Genomic DNA, 19,662 nt, shown 5'->3' with positions numbered 1-19,662 from the left:
TATAGTCAAAGTAACAATGCTTGCCACGGACTCACGAACACCCCCGCCGTCTTCCTAATTTAATTATTAGGAGAAATAAACATGAATATTCAAGAAGAATATTTTACACCACACCTAGTTACCGAAAAGTACTTTATTAGTAAAAGCACGCTGGCAAAATGGAGAATGGCAAATATCAATCTGCCTTATTCTAAAATCGGAAAATACATACGCTACAAAAGAAGCGATATTGAAGCCTTTATTGAAGCGAACATGGTTGCAATCGAGGGTGAAAAATGAAAAATATCAATTTCACACCGCTTGAAAAGCGTATTCTATCAATGGCACTCAATGATGATAATAGACTATGTAGCTTTTATTCCAAAGAAATATTTGAGCACATCAATTTAGCAGATGTAATCAGAAAGCGAATAAGAATAAAACTTTCTATTTTATTGAGAGTGGATTATGACTATGTAAAAGATATTATTTTTTATACTGAAACAAAAGAAGTCACAAAAAGAAATGGCAAAAAAGTCAGTATCGGTATTTATCGACTGGACAAGAACTTTAAAGCCAAAGTAAGGGCACTCATGAAGCCCTATACTTATGAGGTACAAGAGAGCTAAAATAGACTCTCTAAACCTTAGCGCAGAACAGCTGGAAGCGGTCTTCATTTACCATCAAGATTATAGCGTACAAACTGTAAAGAGTAAAGCGGTATTCAGTCCTATTTTATGGAGTGATGCGTTTGGACAATCTTTGAAACAGAACATCAAGGAAGCCAAGATTATACACACCTATTTGGGATTGAGATTACCGCTTAAAACCTTTTCAGTTACACCGAATAGGCAAACTTTAGAATTTGCAGGGCTTCACGGGTATAATGAACGTTCCCGCCTCTTGCTTCAAACGTTTAGAGAGTTAGAAAACCAATTGATGTATGCGCGAGTTACAAGGATAGACATAGCCCTAGATTATTTGGAAGAGATACCCAAAGGCATTATAAAGGCATTGTCCAAGAATAGAAAACCGTTTAGGTACGGACTTACGACCTACTGGAAAACACCAAAAGAGAAAGGAGCTAACCAAAAGATGGATATTAAAATTTACAACAAATTCAAAAAAGAGAAAATTAAAAATGATGATGTAGTGATGAGATTAGAGTTTGTCTTTAAAGGCTCATACCTGAAAGGATACAAATTAAAAGATTTGGACAAACTTTCGGAAAAGATACAAAAGAGCATCAAAAAAGCTACAGGGGTAAGCGTGAAGATAGAAAAGATTTAGCCTCGCGCGTACGCGCGCGTAAGTTAATAATACTTTTTTACACAGCAACACCCAGCTAAGCCCCTATTTTGGGGGTGTACAGCGATTTTGCATTAATACTTACAAAATGGAAAGGAGATAGCATGAGAAAAAGGATTTACTTGGTACTTAAAGCTTTGCATCATGGAGACATCGTATTAGGACATTTTTGTAAGCTTGACGGTACTAGTTCAAGGGTACGCAATGAAATCTATGAACTTAGGCATAAATATAAAGTAAATGTTATTAGTGTTCCAAGCTTTATAGGTCGTCATACTGCCTATTTTATTAATACATCTGAAGGTAATATCCAGAGAGTAAAAAGCCTATTGAAAACCTTCAAAAAAGAAAATTTTTAAAACTTCGCGAAAAGGTGTCAAATTTTAGGTACAAAATACAGGCAAAACTCCTTAAAAGTATACGCATTTACGGTGTTTAATGCTATTTTCGTGTCTGTTTGAAAAGAGCTAAAATTTACACTACTCTTCAAATCATCTTAAAAAAATGTGACGATTTTGTTCTTTTTTGTGCATATTTATGTAAAAAATTGCGTGCTTTGAAACATATCTTCGTATTACTGATAAAAATTGAAAAAAATACTAGGCAAAAAGCATCATTATTTTAAATTACTGTAAAATATTTAGACGTATACACAACAGGGACTAAAAGCATATGGGCGAAGAGCAAAAAAAAGCGTTAGAACAACAACTTTGGAACATAGCGAATACACTTAGAGGCAAGATGGATGCTGATGAGTTTCGTGATTATATACTTGGATTTATCTTTTACAAGTACCTCTCTGAGAAGATAGAAAACTATGCAGACCACCTACTCAAAGAAGATGGACTACTTTATGCGAGTCTTGATGAGAATAGTGAAGACGGTAAAGAGATCCTTGAAGCTATCAAAGAAGATGCCATTGAGTCACTGGGTTATTTTCTCAAGCCCTCTGAGCTTTTTTCTGCGGTTGCCAAGAGAGGAAACTCAGATAAAAATAACTTCATCCTAGAAGACCTTACGGGGATACTGAGGAACATAGAGCAAAGCACTATGGGACATGAAAGTGAAGATGACTTTGGGCATCTGTTTGAAGACCTTGATTTGACCTCTACCAAACTGGGTAAAACAGAAGAAGCCAAAAACACTCTCATCTCAAAAGTACTATCTCACCTTGACAAGATTAACTTTGAGCTTGAAAATACCAACAGAGATGTACTCGGTGATGCTTATGAATATTTAATTGCTCAGTTCGCTTCTGGGGCTGGTAAAAAGGCTGGGGAGTTTTATACTCCTCAACAAGTATCAAAAATCTTAGCAAAGATAGTCACTAACAAAAAAACTAAACTCAAATCAGTGTATGACCCAACCTGCGGGAGTGGTTCGCTTCTTTTGCGTGTTGCTAAAGAGGTTGAAGATGTGAGTAACTTTTACGGGCAAGAGCTTAACCGTACCACTTATAACCTAGCCCGTATGAACATGATAATGCACGATGTCCATTACAGAAAGTTTGACATCAAGCAAGAAGATACACTTGAGAACCCTCAGCACATGGATGATAAGTTTGAAGCCATTGTTGCCAATCCTCCTTTTTCAGCGAACTGGTCAGCAAACCCTCTGCACATGAGTGATGATAGATTTTCACAATATGGAAAATTGGCTCCCTCAAGCAAAGCAGACTTCGCGTTTGTACAACATATGATACATCACCTAGATGATAACGGTACTATGGCGGTTGTGCTTCCTCATGGGGTACTCTTTAGGGGAGCTGCTGAAGGGCATATAAGAAAGTACCTGATAGAAGACAGAAACTACCTTGATGCCGTTATAGGGCTGCCTGCAAATATCTTTTATGGTACTACTATTCCTACTTGTATCTTGGTATTTAAAAAGTGTAGAGAGGACTCTGAAAATGTGCTTTTCATCGATGCTTCCAATGAGTTCGAGAAAGCGAAGAACCAAAACTACATGACTGAAGAGAACATAGAAAAGATTGTAGATACGTACAAAAATCGAAGTGAAATAGAGAAGTACTCGTACCTAGCTTCCATGGATGAGATAAAAGAGAATGACTACAACTTAAACATCCCTAGATATGTAGATACTTTTGAAGAGGAAGAGCCCATTGACCTTGAAGCTGTATCCAACGACCTTAGAGCCCTAGAGAGCGAGATAAAGCTAACAGATGAGAACATTGCAAAGTTTTGCGGTGAGCTTGGTATCGCTACGCCGTTTTGAGGTTTGAGATGAGCGAAAAGATGAATGTGCCAAAGTTACGATTTAAAGAGTTTAGTGGAGAGTGGGAAGAGAAGAGGTTGGGAAGTATTTCTTTTCGAAGTGCCAAAAAGAATAAAGATAATCAGTCTAATGAAGTTTTTACAAATTCAGCAATTAATGGAATAGTGTCTCAAAGAGATTACTTTGATAAAGACATAGCAAATCAAAATAATTTAGAAGGATATTATATTGTCAACAAAGATGATTTTATTTACAATCCAAGAATTTCAAATTTTGCTCCGGTAGGCCCATTAAACAGAAATCATTTAGCCACAGGTGTTATGTCGCCCTTGTATACTGTATTTAAAATAAAAGATACAATTGTAAATCTTGATTTTATAGAAAGGTATTTTCATACTACAAAATGGCATAGGTATATGAATAATATTGCAAATTATGGCGCACGAAGCGATAGAATGAATATTACTAATAATGACTTTATAAAGATGCCTATACCTTTACCCTCAAAACAAGAGCAAGAAAAGATAGCATCATTCCTAACCTCAGTAGATACCAAGATAGAACAGCTCACCAAAAAGAAAGCACTCCTTGAGCAGTACAAAAAAGGTGTGATGCAGAAGATATTCTCTCAAGAGATTCGGTTTAGAGATGATGATGGGGGTGAGTTTTCGGAGTGGGTTGAGAGGAAAATAAGTCAAATTTTTGAAATAACTCGAGGGAATGTCCTTGCTGTTCCTATGATGTCACAAGAAAAAAATGATGATTTTCAATATCCAGTGTATTCATCTCAAACTAAAAATAATGGGTTAACTGGCTATTACAATGAATATTTATTTGAAGATTGCATAACTTGGACAACAGACGGAGCGAATGCGGGAGATGCAAACTTAAGACGAGGGAAGTTCTATTGTACAAATGTATGTGGCGTATTGAAAAGCGATAAAGGATACGCCAATCAGTTTATAGCCGAAATTTTAAACTCTGTTACTAAAAAACATGTTTCCTATGTCGGAAACCCAAAGTTGATGAATAACACTATGGGCGGTATAAAAATAACAATTCCATCATCCATTGAAGAACAAACAAAAATAGCAAATTTTCTCTCATCGCTAGACACAAAAATCTCACAGATAGAGCAACAGCTAGAATCTACAAAACAGTTTAAAAAAGCTCTGTTACAGCAGATGTTTGTGTGAAAAAAGCGCTCATGAGGAAGTAGTGCACTTAAAAAAAGGCAAGTAATAAAATAATAATAAATAATAAAATATGCGTTATAATGGGCTCTTCTGATCCATAAACTGGAAGTAGCTAAAAATAAAAAAGGAAGTAATATGAAAGAGATCATCATACCAGACCCTTCTTGGGGTAGTGATTTAGCCAATATTATTTTAGATTTAGAGAAACTTAGAACCAAGCGACTTGGCGGTGATGTCCCCCCACACATTTTTTTTCAGTTAAAAGATATTTTTCACATTTTAGAAACATTAGGTTCAGCTAGAATAGAAGGGAACAATACAACACTTTCAGAATATGTAGAAAAAATCATTGAAAAAAATGTATCTGATGAAAGCGATGATGAAATTAAAAATTTGGAAAATGCCATCGATTTCATTGAAGAGCATACAGATGAAGACACACTTTTCAATCGTGCATTTATTTCAGAAATTCATCAAATTTTGACAAAAAACCTAACTCCACCGCCAAGTGGAGAAGGTTCAAAAAATCCAGGTGAACTTCGAACACATAATGTCAAGATAAAAAGTTCTGGACATACTCCGCCAGATCATTTTGTTTTAAGAGAGTATTTTGAAAAATTCATTGAATTTATTAATTTTCCTCACAAAGAGCAATATCAGCTTCTAATGGTCGCCATTGCTCATCATAGATTTGAGTTTATCCACCCGTTCGATAATGGTAACGGTAGAATGGGCAGGTTACTCAACTATGCTTTTTTAATCAAACTAGGGTTTCAAGTCAAAAATGGAAGACTCATCAATCCTTCATCTGTCTTTTATACAGATAGAGATAAATACTACGACATGCTTTCTTTGGCAGATTCCCTCAAAAGTGATGATATTTTAGCTTGGTGTGAATACTTTCTTCTCGGACTCAAAAATGAGATAGAAAAGATAGATTCCTTACTCAATAAAGAGTATGTTAAAAAACAAATCCTTTTACCTACTTTGATTCTGGCACGAGAGAGTAAACAGATTACAGACCAAGAGTTTAAAATATTAGAGTATCTAATAAACAAAGATGATATGGCGATGAAGTCAGAGGAACTGAAATTTTTAGGAATAACAGACTCAAAGAAAAAAGCGGTGGTTATGGGTAAGCTCAAAGACAAAAACATTGTTGTACCTGTGACTGAGGGTGGTAGGATTTATACTATTAGATTTGTGAATAACTATCTTTTGAGGGGCATTATGAAAGTTCTAAAAGACAATGGTTTTGTATCGGATTTTTTAAATAACAACTAAGGATTTATGTTGAGCAAGCAAAGCGAAGCTGTACTAGAAGAGAACCTTGTCAAACAACTCATAAGCTTAGAGTACGAGAGTGTCAGCATCAAAGATGATGCCGCCCTTGAAGCAAACCTAAAAACCCAACTCGAAAAGCACAATACCTTCACGATGAGCGACAATGAGTTTAAAAGAGTGCTCAACCACTTAAACAAAGGCTCCGTGTTTGAAAAGGCGAAGATACTCAGAGATAAATTTGTATTACCTCTTGATGATGGCACGAGCAAATACATCGAGTTCTTAGACTCTGAGCACTGGTGCCAAAACCTTTTTCAAGTCACACATCAAGTCACAGTAGATGGCTCGTATAAAAATAGATATGATGTGACTCTACTCATAAACGGGTTGCCGCTTGTGCAGATAGAACTAAAGCGAAGAGGTTTGGAGATCAAAGAAGCCTTTAACCAGATCAACCGTTATCAAAGACACTCTTATGGCTCTAATAATGCTCTGTTTAACTATGTGCAGATATTTGTCGTAAGTAACGGGGTAAATACCAAATACTACTCCAACAACCGTAAACAATCCTTCAAGCAAACCTTTTTCTGGGCAGACAAAAACAACAAAAACATCACAAATATTGAAGAGTTCACCAATGTCTTTTTAGAGAGATGCCATGTCTCCAAGATGATCTGTAAATACATCGTTCTCGCCCAAGTACCAAAGATACTGATGGTACTGCGCCCCTATCAGTTCCATGCCACAGAAGCCATTATAGACCGAGTTCAGAATTCAAATAAAAATGGCTACATCTGGCACACGACAGGTAGTGGTAAAACCCTCACCTCTTTTAAAACAGCTCAGATACTTATGAAACTTCCTCATGTTGACAAAGTGGTGTTTGTGGTCGACAGAAAAGACTTGGACTACCAAACCACCAAAGAGTTCAACAGCTTCAGTGACGGCTCGGTTGACGGAACAGATAATACCCAAGCCCTTGTCAGGCAGTTTGGTGATGATACAAAGCTCATCGTCACCACTATCCAAAAACTAAACACCGCCATAAGCAAGAAACAGTACCTAGAAAGAATGAAGAAGCTTCAAGACAAGCACATCGTCTTTATCTTTGATGAGTGCCATAGAAGCCAGTTTGGCGAGACACATCTGAACATCACCAAATTCTTCACCAAAAACCAGATGATAGGCTTTACAGGTACTCCGATATTTGCTGAAAATGCAGTAGGCAATAAACTGGGAAAAAGAACCACCAGAGAACTCTTTGATGATTGCCTGCATAAGTATGTGATCACAGATGCCATCAGTGATGACAATGTTTTAAAATTCTCGGTGGAGTATGTGGGTAGATACAAAGAAAAAGAGGACAGTGCTACTAACATCGACATAGATGTAGAAGACATAGACACTAAAGAGCTTCTAGAGAGCCCACAGAGGCTAGAAAAGATAACGGACTACATCATAGCTAACCACCCAAGAAAAACGCATTCTAAGGAGTTTACGGCAATGATGTGCGTGAGCAGTGTCGATATGCTCACAAGATACTATGAACTCTTCAAAAGCAAAAAGCATAATTTAAAAATAGCCACCATCTTCTCTTACAGTGCAAATGAAGATGACAAGGATGCCAATGGTGTTTATGAGATTGATGAAGCTGATGGTGCTGCTATTGATGAGTCACATATCAACCAACACAGCAGAGACAAGCTTGAAGGCTACATAGGTGACTACAACGCTATGTTTGGCACCAGATTCAGCACAAGAGATTCTCAAAGCTTCTATAACTACTACAACGACATCTCTAAGAAAGTAAGAAACAGAGAGATAGATATACTTCTCGTTGTCAATATGTTTTTAACAGGCTTTGACAGTCCTTCACTAAACACATTGTATGTAGATAAAAATCTAAAGTATCATGGACTTATACAGGCATTTTCAAGAACAAACAGGATACTCAACGAGAAAAAATCGCAAGGCAACATCGTTTGTTTTAGAAACCTGAAGAAAAATACTGATGATGCCATAGCCCTATTCTCAAACAAAGATGCCAAAGACATCATTTTGATGCAACCGTATGATGAGTACGTAACAAAATTTAACGAAGCATTCTTGGAGTTAATGAAAATAGCTCCTAGTGTAAACAGTGTTGATACTTTAAAAGAGCAAGGTGAAGAGAAGCAGTTGGAGTTTATCAAAGCCTTTAGAGAGATAATGAGGCTAAAAAACATTCTCGAAGGATTCAGTGATTTTAAATGGTCTGATCTGTCCATGAGTGAGCAGATGTTTGAGGACTATAAATCCAAGTATCTTGACTTGTACGAGAAGATAAAAGGTGAAAGAGGTGAAGGCAGCGAAAAAGTATCCATCCTTGAAGATGTAGACTTTGAGCTGGAACTGATACACAAAGATGAGATAAATGTAACTTACATACTGGTACTCCTTGCCAGATACAAAGATGCGGATGAGCAAGATAAAGAGACACATAAAAAGAATATTCTTGGGATCATGGAAGGACAAGTGCATCTTAGAAGCAAAAAAGAGCTCATTGAAAAGTTCATCAATGAAAACATGTTACACATAAATGACTCAGACAACATTGAAAATGAGTTTGAGAAGTTCTGGGAGCAAGAAAAAGATATTGCTTATGATGCACTATGCAAAGAAGAGAACTTGAATTGTGTAGAGGTCAGAAAAGTAGTCGATACCTACATCTACGAAGAGAGAGTGCCTCTAAAAGATGATGTAGCCAAAACGTTGAACTTTACACCAAAGTACATGGAACGTAGAACCATCGTTCCTAGGGTACTGGACAAGATAGTGAAGTTTGTTGATAAGTTTTATGATTTGTAGGAGAAAAAAGGAATACTATGCTAGCTGAAACACTTAGAAATAAAGAGGTCTTAAATTTAATCTCCACTGACCCAGGTGTCTATAAATGGTATATGCCACAGACTTTGGTTGATCTACTTAATGTACCAATGGATGGCTGCGAATATAAAGATGGTTTTGGATATTTTGTATATGTTGGTATTGCTAAAAACATGAGACAAAGGCTTGATTGGCATATAAGTCAAAAGCATTCTAAATCGTCTGTGAAATCAGGATTTTTAAGTACATTTAGACAAACTCTTTGTGGACTTGCAAAGGTGCCTATGGATGATGAAGATACTGTAAACACCATCATAGACCAAATGTCAATTGAGTTTAGTCTTTGCACCTCTAAAGATGAAGCAGAATCTATTGAGAAAGAAATTATTCATAGTTCTACACTGCCTCTAAATATAATGCACAACAAACATCCATTTATAAAAGAGCTAAAACGACTTCGAAGTATCAGTAAGAAATTAGTAATATGAGTAACATGCAAAAGGATATAAATGGAGAAAACAGCATCTCTTCAGGATGCAGGAAGGAAAGACACCCTGCCAAAATTCAATTATTAAAAAAAGAGCGGTAGGTTTGTTTATTTTTAAGACACATTGTATTGTCATAAATTCAAAGTTAGCAAAAGAAGGGAATAGAAATGGAAAATAGCAGAGGGAGAAAAGGAATACAATGACAACAAAGACTAAAATAAGATGGACAATTAAAACAATTATATTTTTAGGGTTTGTCTTAGTATTGCTTAATGTTTTTAATACTATAAAAGAAGGCTACAAAGAAAGCGTTAAAGAAGAAAGACTAAAGATGGTCCGAGAAAGAGAATCGAAAAGAAAAGCAGAGACAGAAAAGCAAGAAAAAGAAAAAATAATTGCACCGCTCAAGAAAGATTTTTTAGCACACATGAAAGAAAAAGAGAAAATAGTACAAGATGCTATTTGGAACGGGGATAGGTATTTTTATGTTGCGGTATATGATGATGGCAGTAACCGAAACGGTTATGCAGAATATGTATGCCAAGTTGCCTATGAAAAAGGATTAAGAGGCGAAAAAATTTATGTCAAAGTAGTTGATTATACTAAAGTATTACAGAATCAAGGCTTTGTTAAGTTGGGTGAAGCGTTTTGTGAATAATAAATTATGTTAATAAACTGGAAAATATTTTTTTTCCATATAACTATGTTTTTAAATAATGTTAATTTTGAATGTAGCCACTTTCAAGCTGGTATATCGACATTACAAAGAAAAAATAATCTTGTCATTAGGATAGTAAAGCTTTTACTTGAACTTGTTTTAAATCAAGACGATTGTACAAAGATGATGATATGATTAAGAATTAATTATTTTTTGTATATCAGGGGGGGGAGTGCATGAAAAAATCTATTTATATTTTTGGGGTGCTTGCAATATTATTTGCAGGGTGCGCACAAAGAGCGGACAGTATTAAGGCTTCTTATGTTTCGCCATTGAAATATGAAAGCTATACATGCGAACAGTTAAAAGAGGAAATATTTAGGATTAACGAAAAAACAGCAGCGTTGGCGGGACAGCAAAATTCAACAAATACAAAGGACGCTGTTGCAATGACAGCAGGTGTAGTTATCTTTTGGCCGGCATTATTCTTATTGGCTTTAGGGGATGATGAAAAAGAGCAGATAGCAAGAATGAAAGGTGAATATAACGCTATTAAAATAGCGGCAGAAAAGAAAAAATGCGGATTTGCACCTGACATGAAATAATCAATGCAATGAGCTGAGAATGAAAAAATCAGACCAAAAAATAAATATTTACAAGTTAAATTTAAAAATATTTAATACTAATTTTTTATTAAATTTGGTTTTATTCTTTATCTTTACAAATATTGACTAAAGGGACAGGCAAATCCTTACAAATCTATAACGTAAACACCGACACCCTACCCCTGATTTTATGCAAACCGATTTTAAAAATCTTATTCGGATTTATTTCCGAGCAGGTAGCAGCAAGAAGCAATGGGGGAAAAGTAACGTTTTGGTGCTTTTGGCAAAAATAAAAAATAAGTGTGCGTTTTGACTGAAATGTGACCGATTATGGCCGATTAGTGACTGATTTTTTTGGGATTTTTCAAAATAATGCTAATTTTGAACCGTTTTTTTGCAGATAGTTTTTTTATTGATTTTTGAGGGGACAATATGTCATATCGTTCGGTGTGGCCGAATGTTTTTAATGATGGCATGGGGTACGTTTTTTGACTGAAATCGGCTGATTTGTTATACCTTTTTTTGGAGACAAAGAAAATTTTGACTTTTGTGGTATTTGGCGCAATAAAAAAGGGTGTGCATTTTGATTAATAATTTTGGAGTTTTTTAAATTAATGATAACTTTGAACAGTAACTATTGAATGATAAAAAAAGATTGAATTTTAATAAAAAGAAGTGTTTTTTTAAAGTCGGTATCCCCTAAGGTATCCCCTCGCTTTGCAAAATACTTTATAAACCCCGTATTTTAGGGCTTTGTGCATGGTGCGGATGAGAGGACTCGAACCTCCACGCCGTTAAGCACTAGATCCTAAGTCTAGCGTGTATGCCAATTTCACCACATCCGCATGTGATTCTTAACAATTAAGAAAAGTGGTACGTCCGTCAGGATTCGAACCTGAGACCGCTCGCTTAGAAGGCGAGTGCTCTATCCAGCTGAGCTACGAACGCATCAATATAATTGAACTCTCTATTTATGGTACGCCAGAGAGGATTCGAACCCCTAACCCTCAGATCCGAAGTCTGATGCTCTATCCAATTGAGCTACTAGCGCTTCTTCTTTAGGTGGTTCTCAATGTTAATGGGGTGGACGACGGGGCTCGAACCCGCGACACCCAGTGCCACAAACTGGTGCTCTACCGACTGAACTACGTCCACCATCATTGGTTTTTTAATTATATTGTTTATTAAAGATCTGTACATGGTCGGAGTGAAAGGACTCGAACCTTCGACCCCCTGGTCCCAAACCAGGTGCGCTACCAGACTGCGCTACACTCCGTTACCTTAAAAAGGAATGCAATTATAATCAAAAGCGCATTATTTGTCAATAGTAACATGAAATTAAATAAAAAATTTAATTTCATTCGCTTTAGAACCGCTTTAAGCGTTACCGTGTATAATAATTTATAAAGTGGGAGAGTGCATGTGAATGAATAGTATATTTGAACAAATCAATAGTTTTTTGGCTTCATTTTTCTTTTTTGATATTTTTATTGGAAAAGCAGAAGGAGCTTCTATGCCTTTTATCGTAGCATGGCTCATAGCGGGCGGTGTATTTCTTACCTTTCGTTTCGGATTTATCAATATTCGCATGTTCATTCATGCTTTTAAAATCATCATAGGAAAATACAAAACAGCTGATGATATCGGAGAGATCACTCCTTTTCAGTCACTCACTACCGCACTTTCTGCGACCGTGGGGTTGGGAAATATCGCCGGGGTTGCTATTGCTATTTCCGTAGGCGGACCCGGTGCTACCTTCTGGATGATACTTGCAGGATTTTTTGGCATGACACTCAAATTTACCGAAGTTACGCTTGCACAAATCTATCGGCAGAAACGACCTGATGGGCGTATTATGGGTGGCGCAATGCAATATCTCTCTTTGGGTTTGGCGTCCAAAGGTTATGCCAAAACAGGCAATATTCTTGCAGCCGTCTTTGCATTTTTGGCCATCGGTGCCTCATTGGGTGCGGGTAATGCCTTTCAAACCTCCCAGGCAATGGGTGCCCTAAGTGAACGTATTCCTTTCTTCCAGCACTACCCTATTGTCTTTGGACTGATAATGGCAACCGTTGTTGGTTTTGTAATCATTGGTGGTATTAGGCGCATAGCCCACACGGCTGAGGCTATTGTCCCCCTGATGGTGTTAATTTATTTAATCACCTCTCTATGGATATTGATTCATCATGCTTCTGCGGTTCCCCATGCTGTTTCTGTTATTTTTTATGAAGCATTTGCTCCCGATGCTGCGGCCGGGGGACTGATCGGGGTGATTGTACAGGGATTTAAACGGGCTGCATTTTCCAGCGAAGCGGGAATAGGCTCAGCGGCTATCGTGCATTCAACTGCTTCAGTAAAATATCCCGTAAGACAAGGCATGGTTGCACTTTATGAGCCTTTCATAGACACGATTGTTATCTGCACAATGACAGCACTTGTTATCGTTACAACAGGAGTATATGATCCAGGCGGCGCATTTGCCGACCTGGTAGCCACCAAGCAAGGGGCTGCACTTACTGCGGCTGCATACGGAACAGTAATCTCTTGGTTTCCTGCCGTCTTATCATTTATTATCGTACTTTTTGCATTTAGTACCATGATCTCTTGGTCATACTACGGAGAGCGTTCGTGGACTTATTTATTTGGAGAAAAATACACCTTGGGCTACAAACTTATCTTTATCTCTTTTATCATAATTGCCTCTGTTGCCAGTGCTTCTACACTGCTAGAATTTTCAGATTTGCTTATGTTGGGTATGGCATTGCCTAATTTGATTGGTCTATATGTTTTGCAAGGGGATGTCAAAGCAAACTTAGATAGTTATCTGACAAAATGGAAACAGGGAGAACTCGACAAAGAAGTATTGGAATAACAGAATTTTTGAGATAAAAAGTTCTGTTATTTCGAAAATTCTCTGCCAAATGAACGGGATGAATAGTTGGGCTGCCTTCAGACCAGCTCTACACACTTTTGGCCCTCTGCCAATAGGCCGATCACATAGCCGTCAGTATTTGCCAATACACTGTTGACATCTTCTTTTTCGACAACCCATATCATGCCTACACCCATATTAAATGCTCTATACATCTCTTCTTCATCTACATATTTGCCCATGAAATCAAAAATAGGAAGTGTGCGGATAGCATTTTTGTTAACAATTGCTTTTATGCCTTCGGGAAGTACTCTGGGAAGGTTTTCTACAATACCTCCCCCCGTAATATGCGCTAACGCCTTAATATATTTTTTATTGGCTTTAAACTCTTTGACGTAGATACGTGTAGGCTCCAGGAGTGTTTCCACAAGCGGTCTGCCTTCAAATTCCGTATCTAAATCCATACCCAATTTATCAAAAAAAAGTTTTCTGACAAGCGAATACCCATTGGAATGTACACCTGAACTTGGAAGCGCGATCAAAATTTGACCTTCTCTTACGTTGTTTACCGTATCCATCTCGCTTCTTTCTGCGATACCAACCGCAAATCCTGCAAGATCAAAATCATTTTCGTTGTACATTCCGGGCATTTCAGCTGTTTCTCCGCCCACAAGAGCACATTCAGCTCTGCGACATCCTTCCGCGATACCCGCAACCACATCTTTTGCATTTTGCGGAATAAGTTTGCCTGTAGCGTAGTAATCTAAAAAAAACATTGGGGTTCCCATATTGCAGATTAAGTCATTGACACACATTGCTACAAGATCAATCCCTACGCTTTGAAGTCTTCCGCTTTCTATCGCAATCTTAAGTTTTGTCCCCACTCCATCAGTTGCAGAAAGAATCACCGGCTCTTTATAACCGGAAGGAAGCGCATATGCTCCCGCAAAAGAGCCAATCCCTCCGATCACATTGCTATCAAAAGTCGATTTTACATCACTCTTAATCGCTTCCACAAATGCATTGCCCGCATCGATATCCACTCCCGCATCTTTATATGAAATATTTGACATATTGCTTCTCATCCTTTTTATATATTTTTCTTCTTTGGAGAAAAATAAAATTCATTCTCCTATTTTATTTTTTACCCAAACTCTCTGTGAAAAAACTTTTGTTTTAAAAAATTATTTATTCTCTTCACATTTGCAAGCAGGAAAAATCTTTTTAAGGATCGCCAGCCCTGGACAAAATCCGGTAAAGCCTGCTATAAGCAACATAACCATCATTGCAAACTGCAAAAGAAATGCTGTCTTTAGCATTCCCATTCCTGCCAACCCCATCACCAAACCAAGAATAACCGCTTGTATTATACGTTGTATCTTTTCAGCACACATCGCCTCAGCCCTTACACTATTTTTTATTATTATAGCAAGTTTTAGCTGTTTAACTTCCGCCCCGGCTTTCCTTCTGCTGAATTTACTTTTTGCCCAAACATCCTATCGGAACACTTCAATAATCTATTTTAATCGCGCTATAGATACGTTCACAATCTGTCTGCAATTCTCTATAGACATCCCTATAATCTAAACCGATAACCTCTTTTGCTTTAGGTTTAATCAACCGAAAATGTTGCAAATTTTACCAATGCGAACCTATCGATCCTTTGTTATTTTATACATCAAAAAGTTATAATACCTCATGAATAATAAATCCATTCCTCATCTTATCATTGTAGGGGGAGGTGCAAGCGGTCTTGTCGCATCTATCATGGCAGCTAAGATCGGAATGTGCATCACCCTGCTCGAACAAAATAGTCAAATCGGTAAAAAAATACGGATCAGCGGTAACGGCAAATGCAATATCACCAATAAAAATATCGTGTCTGAGCGTTTTCATTCATGCCATCGAGGCTTTATTGAGGCGGTTTTACAGGATTATAGATTTGATACCGTTAAAACATTTTTCACCTCTATCGGACTAGAATTGGTAGAGGGGAAAGAAGGAAAAATGTTTCCCATGTCTCTTCAGGCTAGTTCGGTGGCAGAATTGCTTGAATACGAAGCTAAAAAATCAGGCGTAAATCTTATATACAACTGCAGAGTGGATGCTGTCTGTAAAAAAAATAATATCTTCATACTGGAAACAACACAGGGAATACATAAGTGTGAAAAATTGCTACTTGCCTCCGGTTCTCCGGCCGCACCTCAATTGGGAGGAAATGACAGCGGACTGCATTTTGCTAAACAAATGGGACACACAATCATCCCCAATCTCCCCTCGCTTGTACAGCTCTGCTCCAAAGAAAGCTGGATAAAACATGCCAGCGGAGTTAAGTGTGAAGGAATAGCCAAACTTTATGCCAACAGAGAATACATTACAGAAAAAAAAGGTGATCTGCTTTTTACTGCTTATGGTATCAGCGGGCTTGCGATACTCGATCTTAGCCGTGAAGCAAGTCTTTATTTGGCCCAACACGCCCATTGTGAACTTATCTTAGATCTTATACCAAAGCTCAACAAAGAAAAATTGACTGCCCTGCTTCTAGGGCGCATTCACAAGGGAAGCCAAAAACCACTGAATCTTTGGCTGCAGGGAATCATGAATAAAAAACTAATCCCTATTATTTTAGAGCAATCCAAATGCAAAGCCATATACGAATACGAACTAGACCGTAAAGAGATAGGCAAATTGGTCTTTGCACTTAAAAACCTCAGACTCTCCATTAGCGATACCAAAGGTTTCAAGGGTGCAGAGGTTGCTGTTGGGGGCATAGATACAACCGAGGTCAATCCTCAGACAATGGAGTCAAAACGGGTCAAAAATCTCTATTTTGCGGGTGAAATACTCGACGTAGATGCAGACAGAGGGGGATTTAATTTTCATTTTGCATGGGTAAGCGCAATGCGGGCAGGAAAAGCATTAAAATCTACTAATATATTTTAACTATAAACGCTTTATTTATGATTTCAAATGCAGGAGAGAATTCCTACAGTTGAAATAAAATAGCAGAGTAAAATTTACTGTGCGTTCTTTTTGTCTCTTGCCATACGTCTTCTTATGGATGGATCAAGGTGTTTTTTGCGGATACGAATACTCAAAGGAGTAACCTCGACAAGTTCATCATCTTCAATCCACTCCATTGCTGATTCAAGCGTAATGGGTCTTGGCGGAATCAATTTAATTGCATCATCAGCTCCGCTTGTTCTCATGTTTGTAAGCTGTTTTCCTTTGAGTGGATTCACTTCAAGGTCTCCCGGTCTTGCTGATTCGCCGATGACCATACCGTCATATACTTTATCTTGCGGCTTAATAAACATCGTCCCTCTTGCCTGAAGGTTAAAAATGGAAAAAGCTACAGCTTCACCATTGTCCATCGAGATAAGTGCGCCAGGAGTTCGGCTCTCTACTACGCCAGAATACGGTCTGTATTCCAAATAGGAGTGGTTCATAATCCCTTCCCCTTTGGTATCTGTCAAAAATTCATTTCTAAAACCTATGAGTCCTCGTGCAGGAATCTCAAATTCGATTCTTACAGTACCGTCAGGCATCGGTATGAGCGACGTCATTTCTGCTTTTCTTTTACCCAGTTTTTCGATAGCAACCCCTTGAAATTCTGAAGGCACATCAACAATAAGATGTTCAAACGGCTCCATCTTAACACCATTTTCTTCTTTGATAACAACCTCAGGTCTTGCAAGAAGAAACTCAAAGCCCTCTCTTCTCATATTTTCAGCCAAAATACCGATCTGAAGCTCGCCACGGCCGGAAACCTTGAAAGATGCATCACCTAATGGCTCCATACGCATTGCAATATTGGTCTCCATCTCTTTTGCAAGTCTTTCTCTTATCTTATTAGAAGTAACGTGTTTTCCTTCCGTTCCTGCCAAAGGACCGTCATTGACCGAGAAGATAACTGAAAGCGTAGGTTCTTCAACATGCATTGGATCCAAGGGAACAGGATTGACAGGATCACAAATACTATCCCCTACATCAATATCCGAAAATCCTGCAATTGCAACAATATCTCCTGCTTCTGCTTCTTGAATATCAATCCTTTCAAGTCCTTTGAACCCGATCAATTTACTTACGCGGCTTTTTGTTTTTTCTCCGGAAGCCTTGACAAGTAAATATTCATCACCTTTTTTTACTTTACCGTTGAAGATACGTGTAATACCGATACGGCCCACAAAGTTATCATTATCAAGTGTAAAAACTTGTGCTTGCGTATCATTGTCTGCCGAGCCTGACGGATACGGCACATGTGTTAAAATTGCCTCAAAGAGCGGCGTCATGTCTTTGTTTTCATCTTCCATGTTCCATTTGGCATAGCCATCTCTTGCGGCTGCATAAAGTACAGGGAATTCAAGTTGCTCTTCGTTTGCATCAAGAGCAACAAGAAGGTCAAATACTTCATCCATTACTCTGTCAGGTTCTGCGGCATCTTTGTCGATTTTATTGATAACCACAACAGGAATCAGCCCCAATTCAATCGCTTTTTTAAGAACGAATTTTGTCTGAGGCATAACACCTTCTTGTGCATCAACAAGCAACAAAACGCCATCTACCATCTTCAATACACGTTCAACCTCTCCGCCAAAGTCAGCATGGCCCGGAGTATCTATAATGTTGATTTTGTGATCGCCGTAAGTAATTGCTGTATTTTTAGAAAGAATGGTAATTCCTCTTTCTTTTTCAATAGCATTACTATCCATTGCTCTCTCTTGAATTTCTTGGTGAGCAGCGAATGTTCCGCTTTGTTGAAGCAGTTCATCTACTAAAGTTGTTTTGCCGTGGTCAACGTGTGCAATAACAGCAATGTTTTTTATTTTTTGCATAAAATATCCTAGAATGAGAATATAATTTCTCATGATTTTTCGCGAATTATATCTAAAAGTTACTATATAGAAGATTTTAAAAATTTATTGGTCTATTTAAAAAAAGAGAGCCGGTTTTAAATTGCACCCGCAAAATACTAAAACAAACTTAGAAATTTTTACAAAATGCAATATATCAGAATATCAGATGTATAAATTTTATTAAGAGGTCCCTTAAAACGATAAACCATAAAGTTCATGATAGGTTTTTACGGCATAACGATCTGTCATTGCAGCAATATAATCAGCAATAACCCGCTCTTTGGCGCGCACCCCAAGTAATTCCTTTTGATGCCCCCCCATCAAATCAACATCTTCGCTAAATGCCTTATAAAGCCCCTTAATGCATTGTTTTCCGGCATGCATTTTTCGAACAATTTTTTCATGCCTATAAAGCGAAGTAAAAAGTAATTTTTTGAGTTTTTTAAGCTCTTTGGCTGTATAAGAAGAAAAACCGACAGGGATCGGTTCTTTTGCATCCAAAATTCCACAAATAGGAATGTCTTGACGAAAATATTTTACTTGTTCTTTTGAATTGAGAATAAAATCTTCAACCAACAATTTGATCAATCCTGCAACAAAACGGTGACGATAAAGTTTTTCATCTCTTTTTACGTCTTCCTTTTGTATTTTCTCATCAACCTTTTGAAACAGTCCATTCTTCAAAAGGTCATCAAATGAGATAAGTCCGTATTTGATACCATCATCTATATCGTGGCTCGTATAAGCTATTTCATCCGCATGGTCTACTACCATTGCCTCAAGAGAAGGATGCTTATCTAACGCAAATCGTTCATCTAATGTTTTTAAAAATGGTTTTTTATAAGGATAGGAATGTTTCAATACTCCCTCTAGCGTAGCAAACGTCAGATTGAGACCATCAAATTTTTTATAGCGCTTCTCAAGTTTGGTTAATACTCTAAATGATTGAAAATTATGTTCAAATCCCAAAGGTCTACCGTCTGCCTTGAGAAGTTTGTCTAATTCATCACCCCCTACATGACCAAAAGGAGTGTGGCCCAAATCATGCGAAAGAGCAATCACTTCGGCTAAGGTTTCATTTAAATTAAGTTTACGCGAAAGTGTCCGTGCGATTTGACTCACTTCAAGAGAATGTGTCAAACGTGTACGAAAGTAATCCCCTTCATGATTTAAAAAAACCTGTGTTTTATACTCTAGCCGCCTAAATGAACTGCAATGCAATACCCTATCTCTATCTCTGGCATAAGGATCTCTAAAATCTTCTTCGAAAGTAAAAAATCGCTCACTGGCTTCCATGCTTATCCTTATGTATCTAA

17 protein-coding genes and 5 tRNA genes are annotated in these 19,662 nt (G+C 37.6%); 13 read left to right on the top strand and 9 right to left on the bottom strand.

Translation table 11 applies throughout. From position 1 onward, the window contains the following. Positions 1-81: 81 nt before the first annotated feature. The 11 genes from CFH81_06990 to CFH81_06940 all read left to right on the top strand — a co-directional run bounded on the left by CFH81_06990 (position 82) and on the right by CFH81_06940 (position 10,618). Positions 82-279 (top strand): excisionase, encoded by a 198-nt coding sequence (locus CFH81_06990; GenBank protein DAB39955.1) that lies wholly within the window; start codon positions 82-84, stop codon positions 277-279. Further along, a complete protein-coding gene (locus CFH81_06985) occupies positions 276-608 on the top strand; it encodes a hypothetical protein (GenBank protein DAB39954.1) in 333 nt (110 codons plus the stop codon). Before CFH81_06990 ends, CFH81_06985 begins: the two co-directional genes overlap by 4 nt. Then, positions 589-1,269 (top strand): hypothetical protein, encoded by a 681-nt coding sequence (locus tag CFH81_06980; GenBank protein ID DAB39953.1) that lies wholly within the window; start codon positions 589-591, stop codon positions 1,267-1,269. Before CFH81_06985 ends, CFH81_06980 begins: the two co-directional genes overlap by 20 nt. 122 nt (positions 1,270-1,391) lie before the next feature. Next, positions 1,392-1,646: a hypothetical protein gene (locus tag CFH81_06975; protein DAB39952.1), complete on the top strand. Its 255-nt coding sequence runs from the start codon at positions 1,392-1,394 to the stop codon at positions 1,644-1,646. Positions 1,647-1,959: 313 nt separating this feature from the next. Further along, positions 1,960-3,522, top strand: coding sequence for a type I restriction-modification system subunit M (locus CFH81_06970; GenBank protein DAB39951.1), 1,563 nt, complete (start codon positions 1,960-1,962; stop codon positions 3,520-3,522). Between the two features lie 8 nt (positions 3,523-3,530). Then, complete coding sequence (locus CFH81_06965; protein DAB39950.1) at positions 3,531-4,718, top strand: restriction endonuclease subunit S; 1,188 nt, start codon at positions 3,531-3,533, stop codon at positions 4,716-4,718. 135 nt (positions 4,719-4,853) lie between these two features. Further along, positions 4,854-6,002 (top strand): cell filamentation protein Fic, encoded by a 1,149-nt coding sequence (locus CFH81_06960; GenBank protein DAB39949.1) that lies wholly within the window; start codon positions 4,854-4,856, stop codon positions 6,000-6,002. A 9-nt stretch (positions 6,003-6,011) separates the two neighbouring features. Beyond that, a complete protein-coding gene (locus CFH81_06955) occupies positions 6,012-8,849 on the top strand; it encodes a deoxyribonuclease HsdR (protein DAB39948.1) in 2,838 nt (945 codons plus the stop codon). Positions 8,850-8,866: 17 nt separating this feature from the next. Further along, on the top strand, positions 8,867-9,355 hold the full coding sequence (locus CFH81_06950) for a hypothetical protein (protein ID DAB39947.1): 489 nt from the start codon (positions 8,867-8,869) through the stop codon (positions 9,353-9,355). 199 nt (positions 9,356-9,554) lie between these two features. Then, on the top strand, positions 9,555-10,013 hold the full coding sequence (locus tag CFH81_06945) for a hypothetical protein (protein ID DAB39946.1): 459 nt from the start codon (positions 9,555-9,557) through the stop codon (positions 10,011-10,013). Positions 10,014-10,249: 236 nt separating this feature from the next. Then, complete coding sequence (locus CFH81_06940; protein DAB39945.1) at positions 10,250-10,618, top strand: hypothetical protein; 369 nt, start codon at positions 10,250-10,252, stop codon at positions 10,616-10,618. A gap of 760 nt (positions 10,619-11,378) precedes the next feature. Here the strand turns inward: CFH81_06940 and CFH81_06935 are convergent. The 5 genes from CFH81_06935 to CFH81_06915 all read right to left on the bottom strand — a co-directional run bounded on the left by CFH81_06935 (position 11,379) and on the right by CFH81_06915 (position 11,894). After that, a tRNA-Leu gene (locus tag CFH81_06935) sits at positions 11,379-11,463 on the bottom strand. A 26-nt stretch (positions 11,464-11,489) separates the two neighbouring features. Beyond that, a tRNA-Arg gene (locus CFH81_06930) sits at positions 11,490-11,566 on the bottom strand. A gap of 26 nt (positions 11,567-11,592) precedes the next feature. Then, positions 11,593-11,669: transfer RNA gene (locus tag CFH81_06925), tRNA-Arg, on the bottom strand. Positions 11,670-11,697: 28 nt separating this feature from the next. Further along, positions 11,698-11,773, bottom strand: a tRNA-His gene (locus tag CFH81_06920). 44 nt (positions 11,774-11,817) lie between these two features. Continuing rightward, positions 11,818-11,894 (bottom strand) — tRNA-Pro (locus CFH81_06915). A gap of 150 nt (positions 11,895-12,044) precedes the next feature. On the opposite strand from CFH81_06915, the gene CFH81_06910 reads away from it, so the two are divergent. Continuing rightward, complete coding sequence (locus tag CFH81_06910) at positions 12,045-13,490, top strand: alanine glycine permease (GenBank protein ID DAB39944.1); 1,446 nt, start codon at positions 12,045-12,047, stop codon at positions 13,488-13,490. A 77-nt stretch (positions 13,491-13,567) separates the two neighbouring features. Here CFH81_06910 and CFH81_06905 read toward each other — a convergent pair whose 3' ends face one another. After that, entirely contained in the window at positions 13,568-14,563 is a 996-nt protein-coding gene (locus CFH81_06905; GenBank protein DAB39943.1) for a phosphoribosylformylglycinamidine cyclo-ligase, read from the bottom strand. Between the two features lie 111 nt (positions 14,564-14,674). Then, positions 14,675-14,884 (bottom strand): hypothetical protein, encoded by a 210-nt coding sequence (locus tag CFH81_06900; GenBank protein ID DAB39942.1) that lies wholly within the window; start codon positions 14,882-14,884, stop codon positions 14,675-14,677. A 319-nt stretch (positions 14,885-15,203) separates the two neighbouring features. Here CFH81_06900 and CFH81_06895 point away from each other — a divergent pair, with 319 nt between their 5' ends. Further along, the gene (locus CFH81_06895) at positions 15,204-16,433 is read left to right on the top strand and encodes an aminoacetone oxidase family FAD-binding enzyme (GenBank protein ID DAB40449.1); all 1,230 of its coding nucleotides are present in this window, start codon (positions 15,204-15,206) and stop codon (positions 16,431-16,433) included. 74 nt (positions 16,434-16,507) lie between these two features. Here the strand turns inward: CFH81_06895 and typA are convergent, their stop codons facing one another. Both typA and CFH81_06885 read right to left on the bottom strand, forming a co-directional pair. After that, the gene (typA, locus tag CFH81_06890; protein ID DAB39941.1) at positions 16,508-18,325 is read right to left on the bottom strand and encodes a translational GTPase TypA; all 1,818 of its coding nucleotides are present in this window, start codon (positions 18,323-18,325) and stop codon (positions 16,508-16,510) included. Positions 18,326-18,538: 213 nt separating this feature from the next. Continuing rightward, positions 18,539-19,642 (bottom strand): deoxyguanosinetriphosphate triphosphohydrolase, encoded by a 1,104-nt coding sequence (locus CFH81_06885; GenBank protein DAB39940.1) that lies wholly within the window; start codon positions 19,640-19,642, stop codon positions 18,539-18,541. Positions 19,643-19,662: the final 20 nt, after the last annotated feature.

It is taken from the genome of Sulfurovum sp. UBA12169 (assembly GCA_002742845.1).
Classification (GTDB): domain Bacteria; phylum Campylobacterota; class Campylobacteria; order Campylobacterales; family Sulfurovaceae; genus Sulfurovum.
The sequence above is the reverse complement of the archived record's forward strand: the minus strand, read 5'-3'. Positions and strand labels throughout refer to the sequence as shown.

Coding starts and splice junctions, on each gene's coding strand:
- CFH81_06980 (DAB39953.1), top strand. CDS start 589: ATGAGGTACAAGAGAGCTAAAATAGACTCTCTAAACCTTAGCGCAGAA.
- CFH81_06885 (DAB39940.1), bottom strand. CDS start 19,642: ATGGAAGCCAGTGAGCGATTTTTTACTTTCGAAGAAGATTTTAGAGAT.
- CFH81_06940 (DAB39945.1), top strand. CDS start 10,250: ATGAAAAAATCTATTTATATTTTTGGGGTGCTTGCAATATTATTTGCA.
- CFH81_06910 (DAB39944.1), top strand. CDS start 12,045: ATGAATAGTATATTTGAACAAATCAATAGTTTTTTGGCTTCATTTTTC.
- CFH81_06985 (DAB39954.1), top strand. CDS start 276: ATGAAAAATATCAATTTCACACCGCTTGAAAAGCGTATTCTATCAATG.
- CFH81_06975 (DAB39952.1), top strand. CDS start 1,392: ATGAGAAAAAGGATTTACTTGGTACTTAAAGCTTTGCATCATGGAGAC.
- CFH81_06960 (DAB39949.1), top strand. CDS start 4,854: ATGAAAGAGATCATCATACCAGACCCTTCTTGGGGTAGTGATTTAGCC.
- CFH81_06965 (DAB39950.1), top strand. CDS start 3,531: ATGAGCGAAAAGATGAATGTGCCAAAGTTACGATTTAAAGAGTTTAGT.
- CFH81_06945 (DAB39946.1), top strand. CDS start 9,555: ATGACAACAAAGACTAAAATAAGATGGACAATTAAAACAATTATATTT.
- CFH81_06950 (DAB39947.1), top strand. CDS start 8,867: ATGCTAGCTGAAACACTTAGAAATAAAGAGGTCTTAAATTTAATCTCC.
- typA (DAB39941.1), bottom strand. CDS start 18,325: ATGCAAAAAATAAAAAACATTGCTGTTATTGCACACGTTGACCACGGC.
- CFH81_06905 (DAB39943.1), bottom strand. CDS start 14,563: ATGTCAAATATTTCATATAAAGATGCGGGAGTGGATATCGATGCGGGC.
- CFH81_06990 (DAB39955.1), top strand. CDS start 82: ATGAATATTCAAGAAGAATATTTTACACCACACCTAGTTACCGAAAAG.
- CFH81_06900 (DAB39942.1), bottom strand. CDS start 14,884: ATGTGTGCTGAAAAGATACAACGTATAATACAAGCGGTTATTCTTGGT.
- CFH81_06970 (DAB39951.1), top strand. CDS start 1,960: ATGGGCGAAGAGCAAAAAAAAGCGTTAGAACAACAACTTTGGAACATA.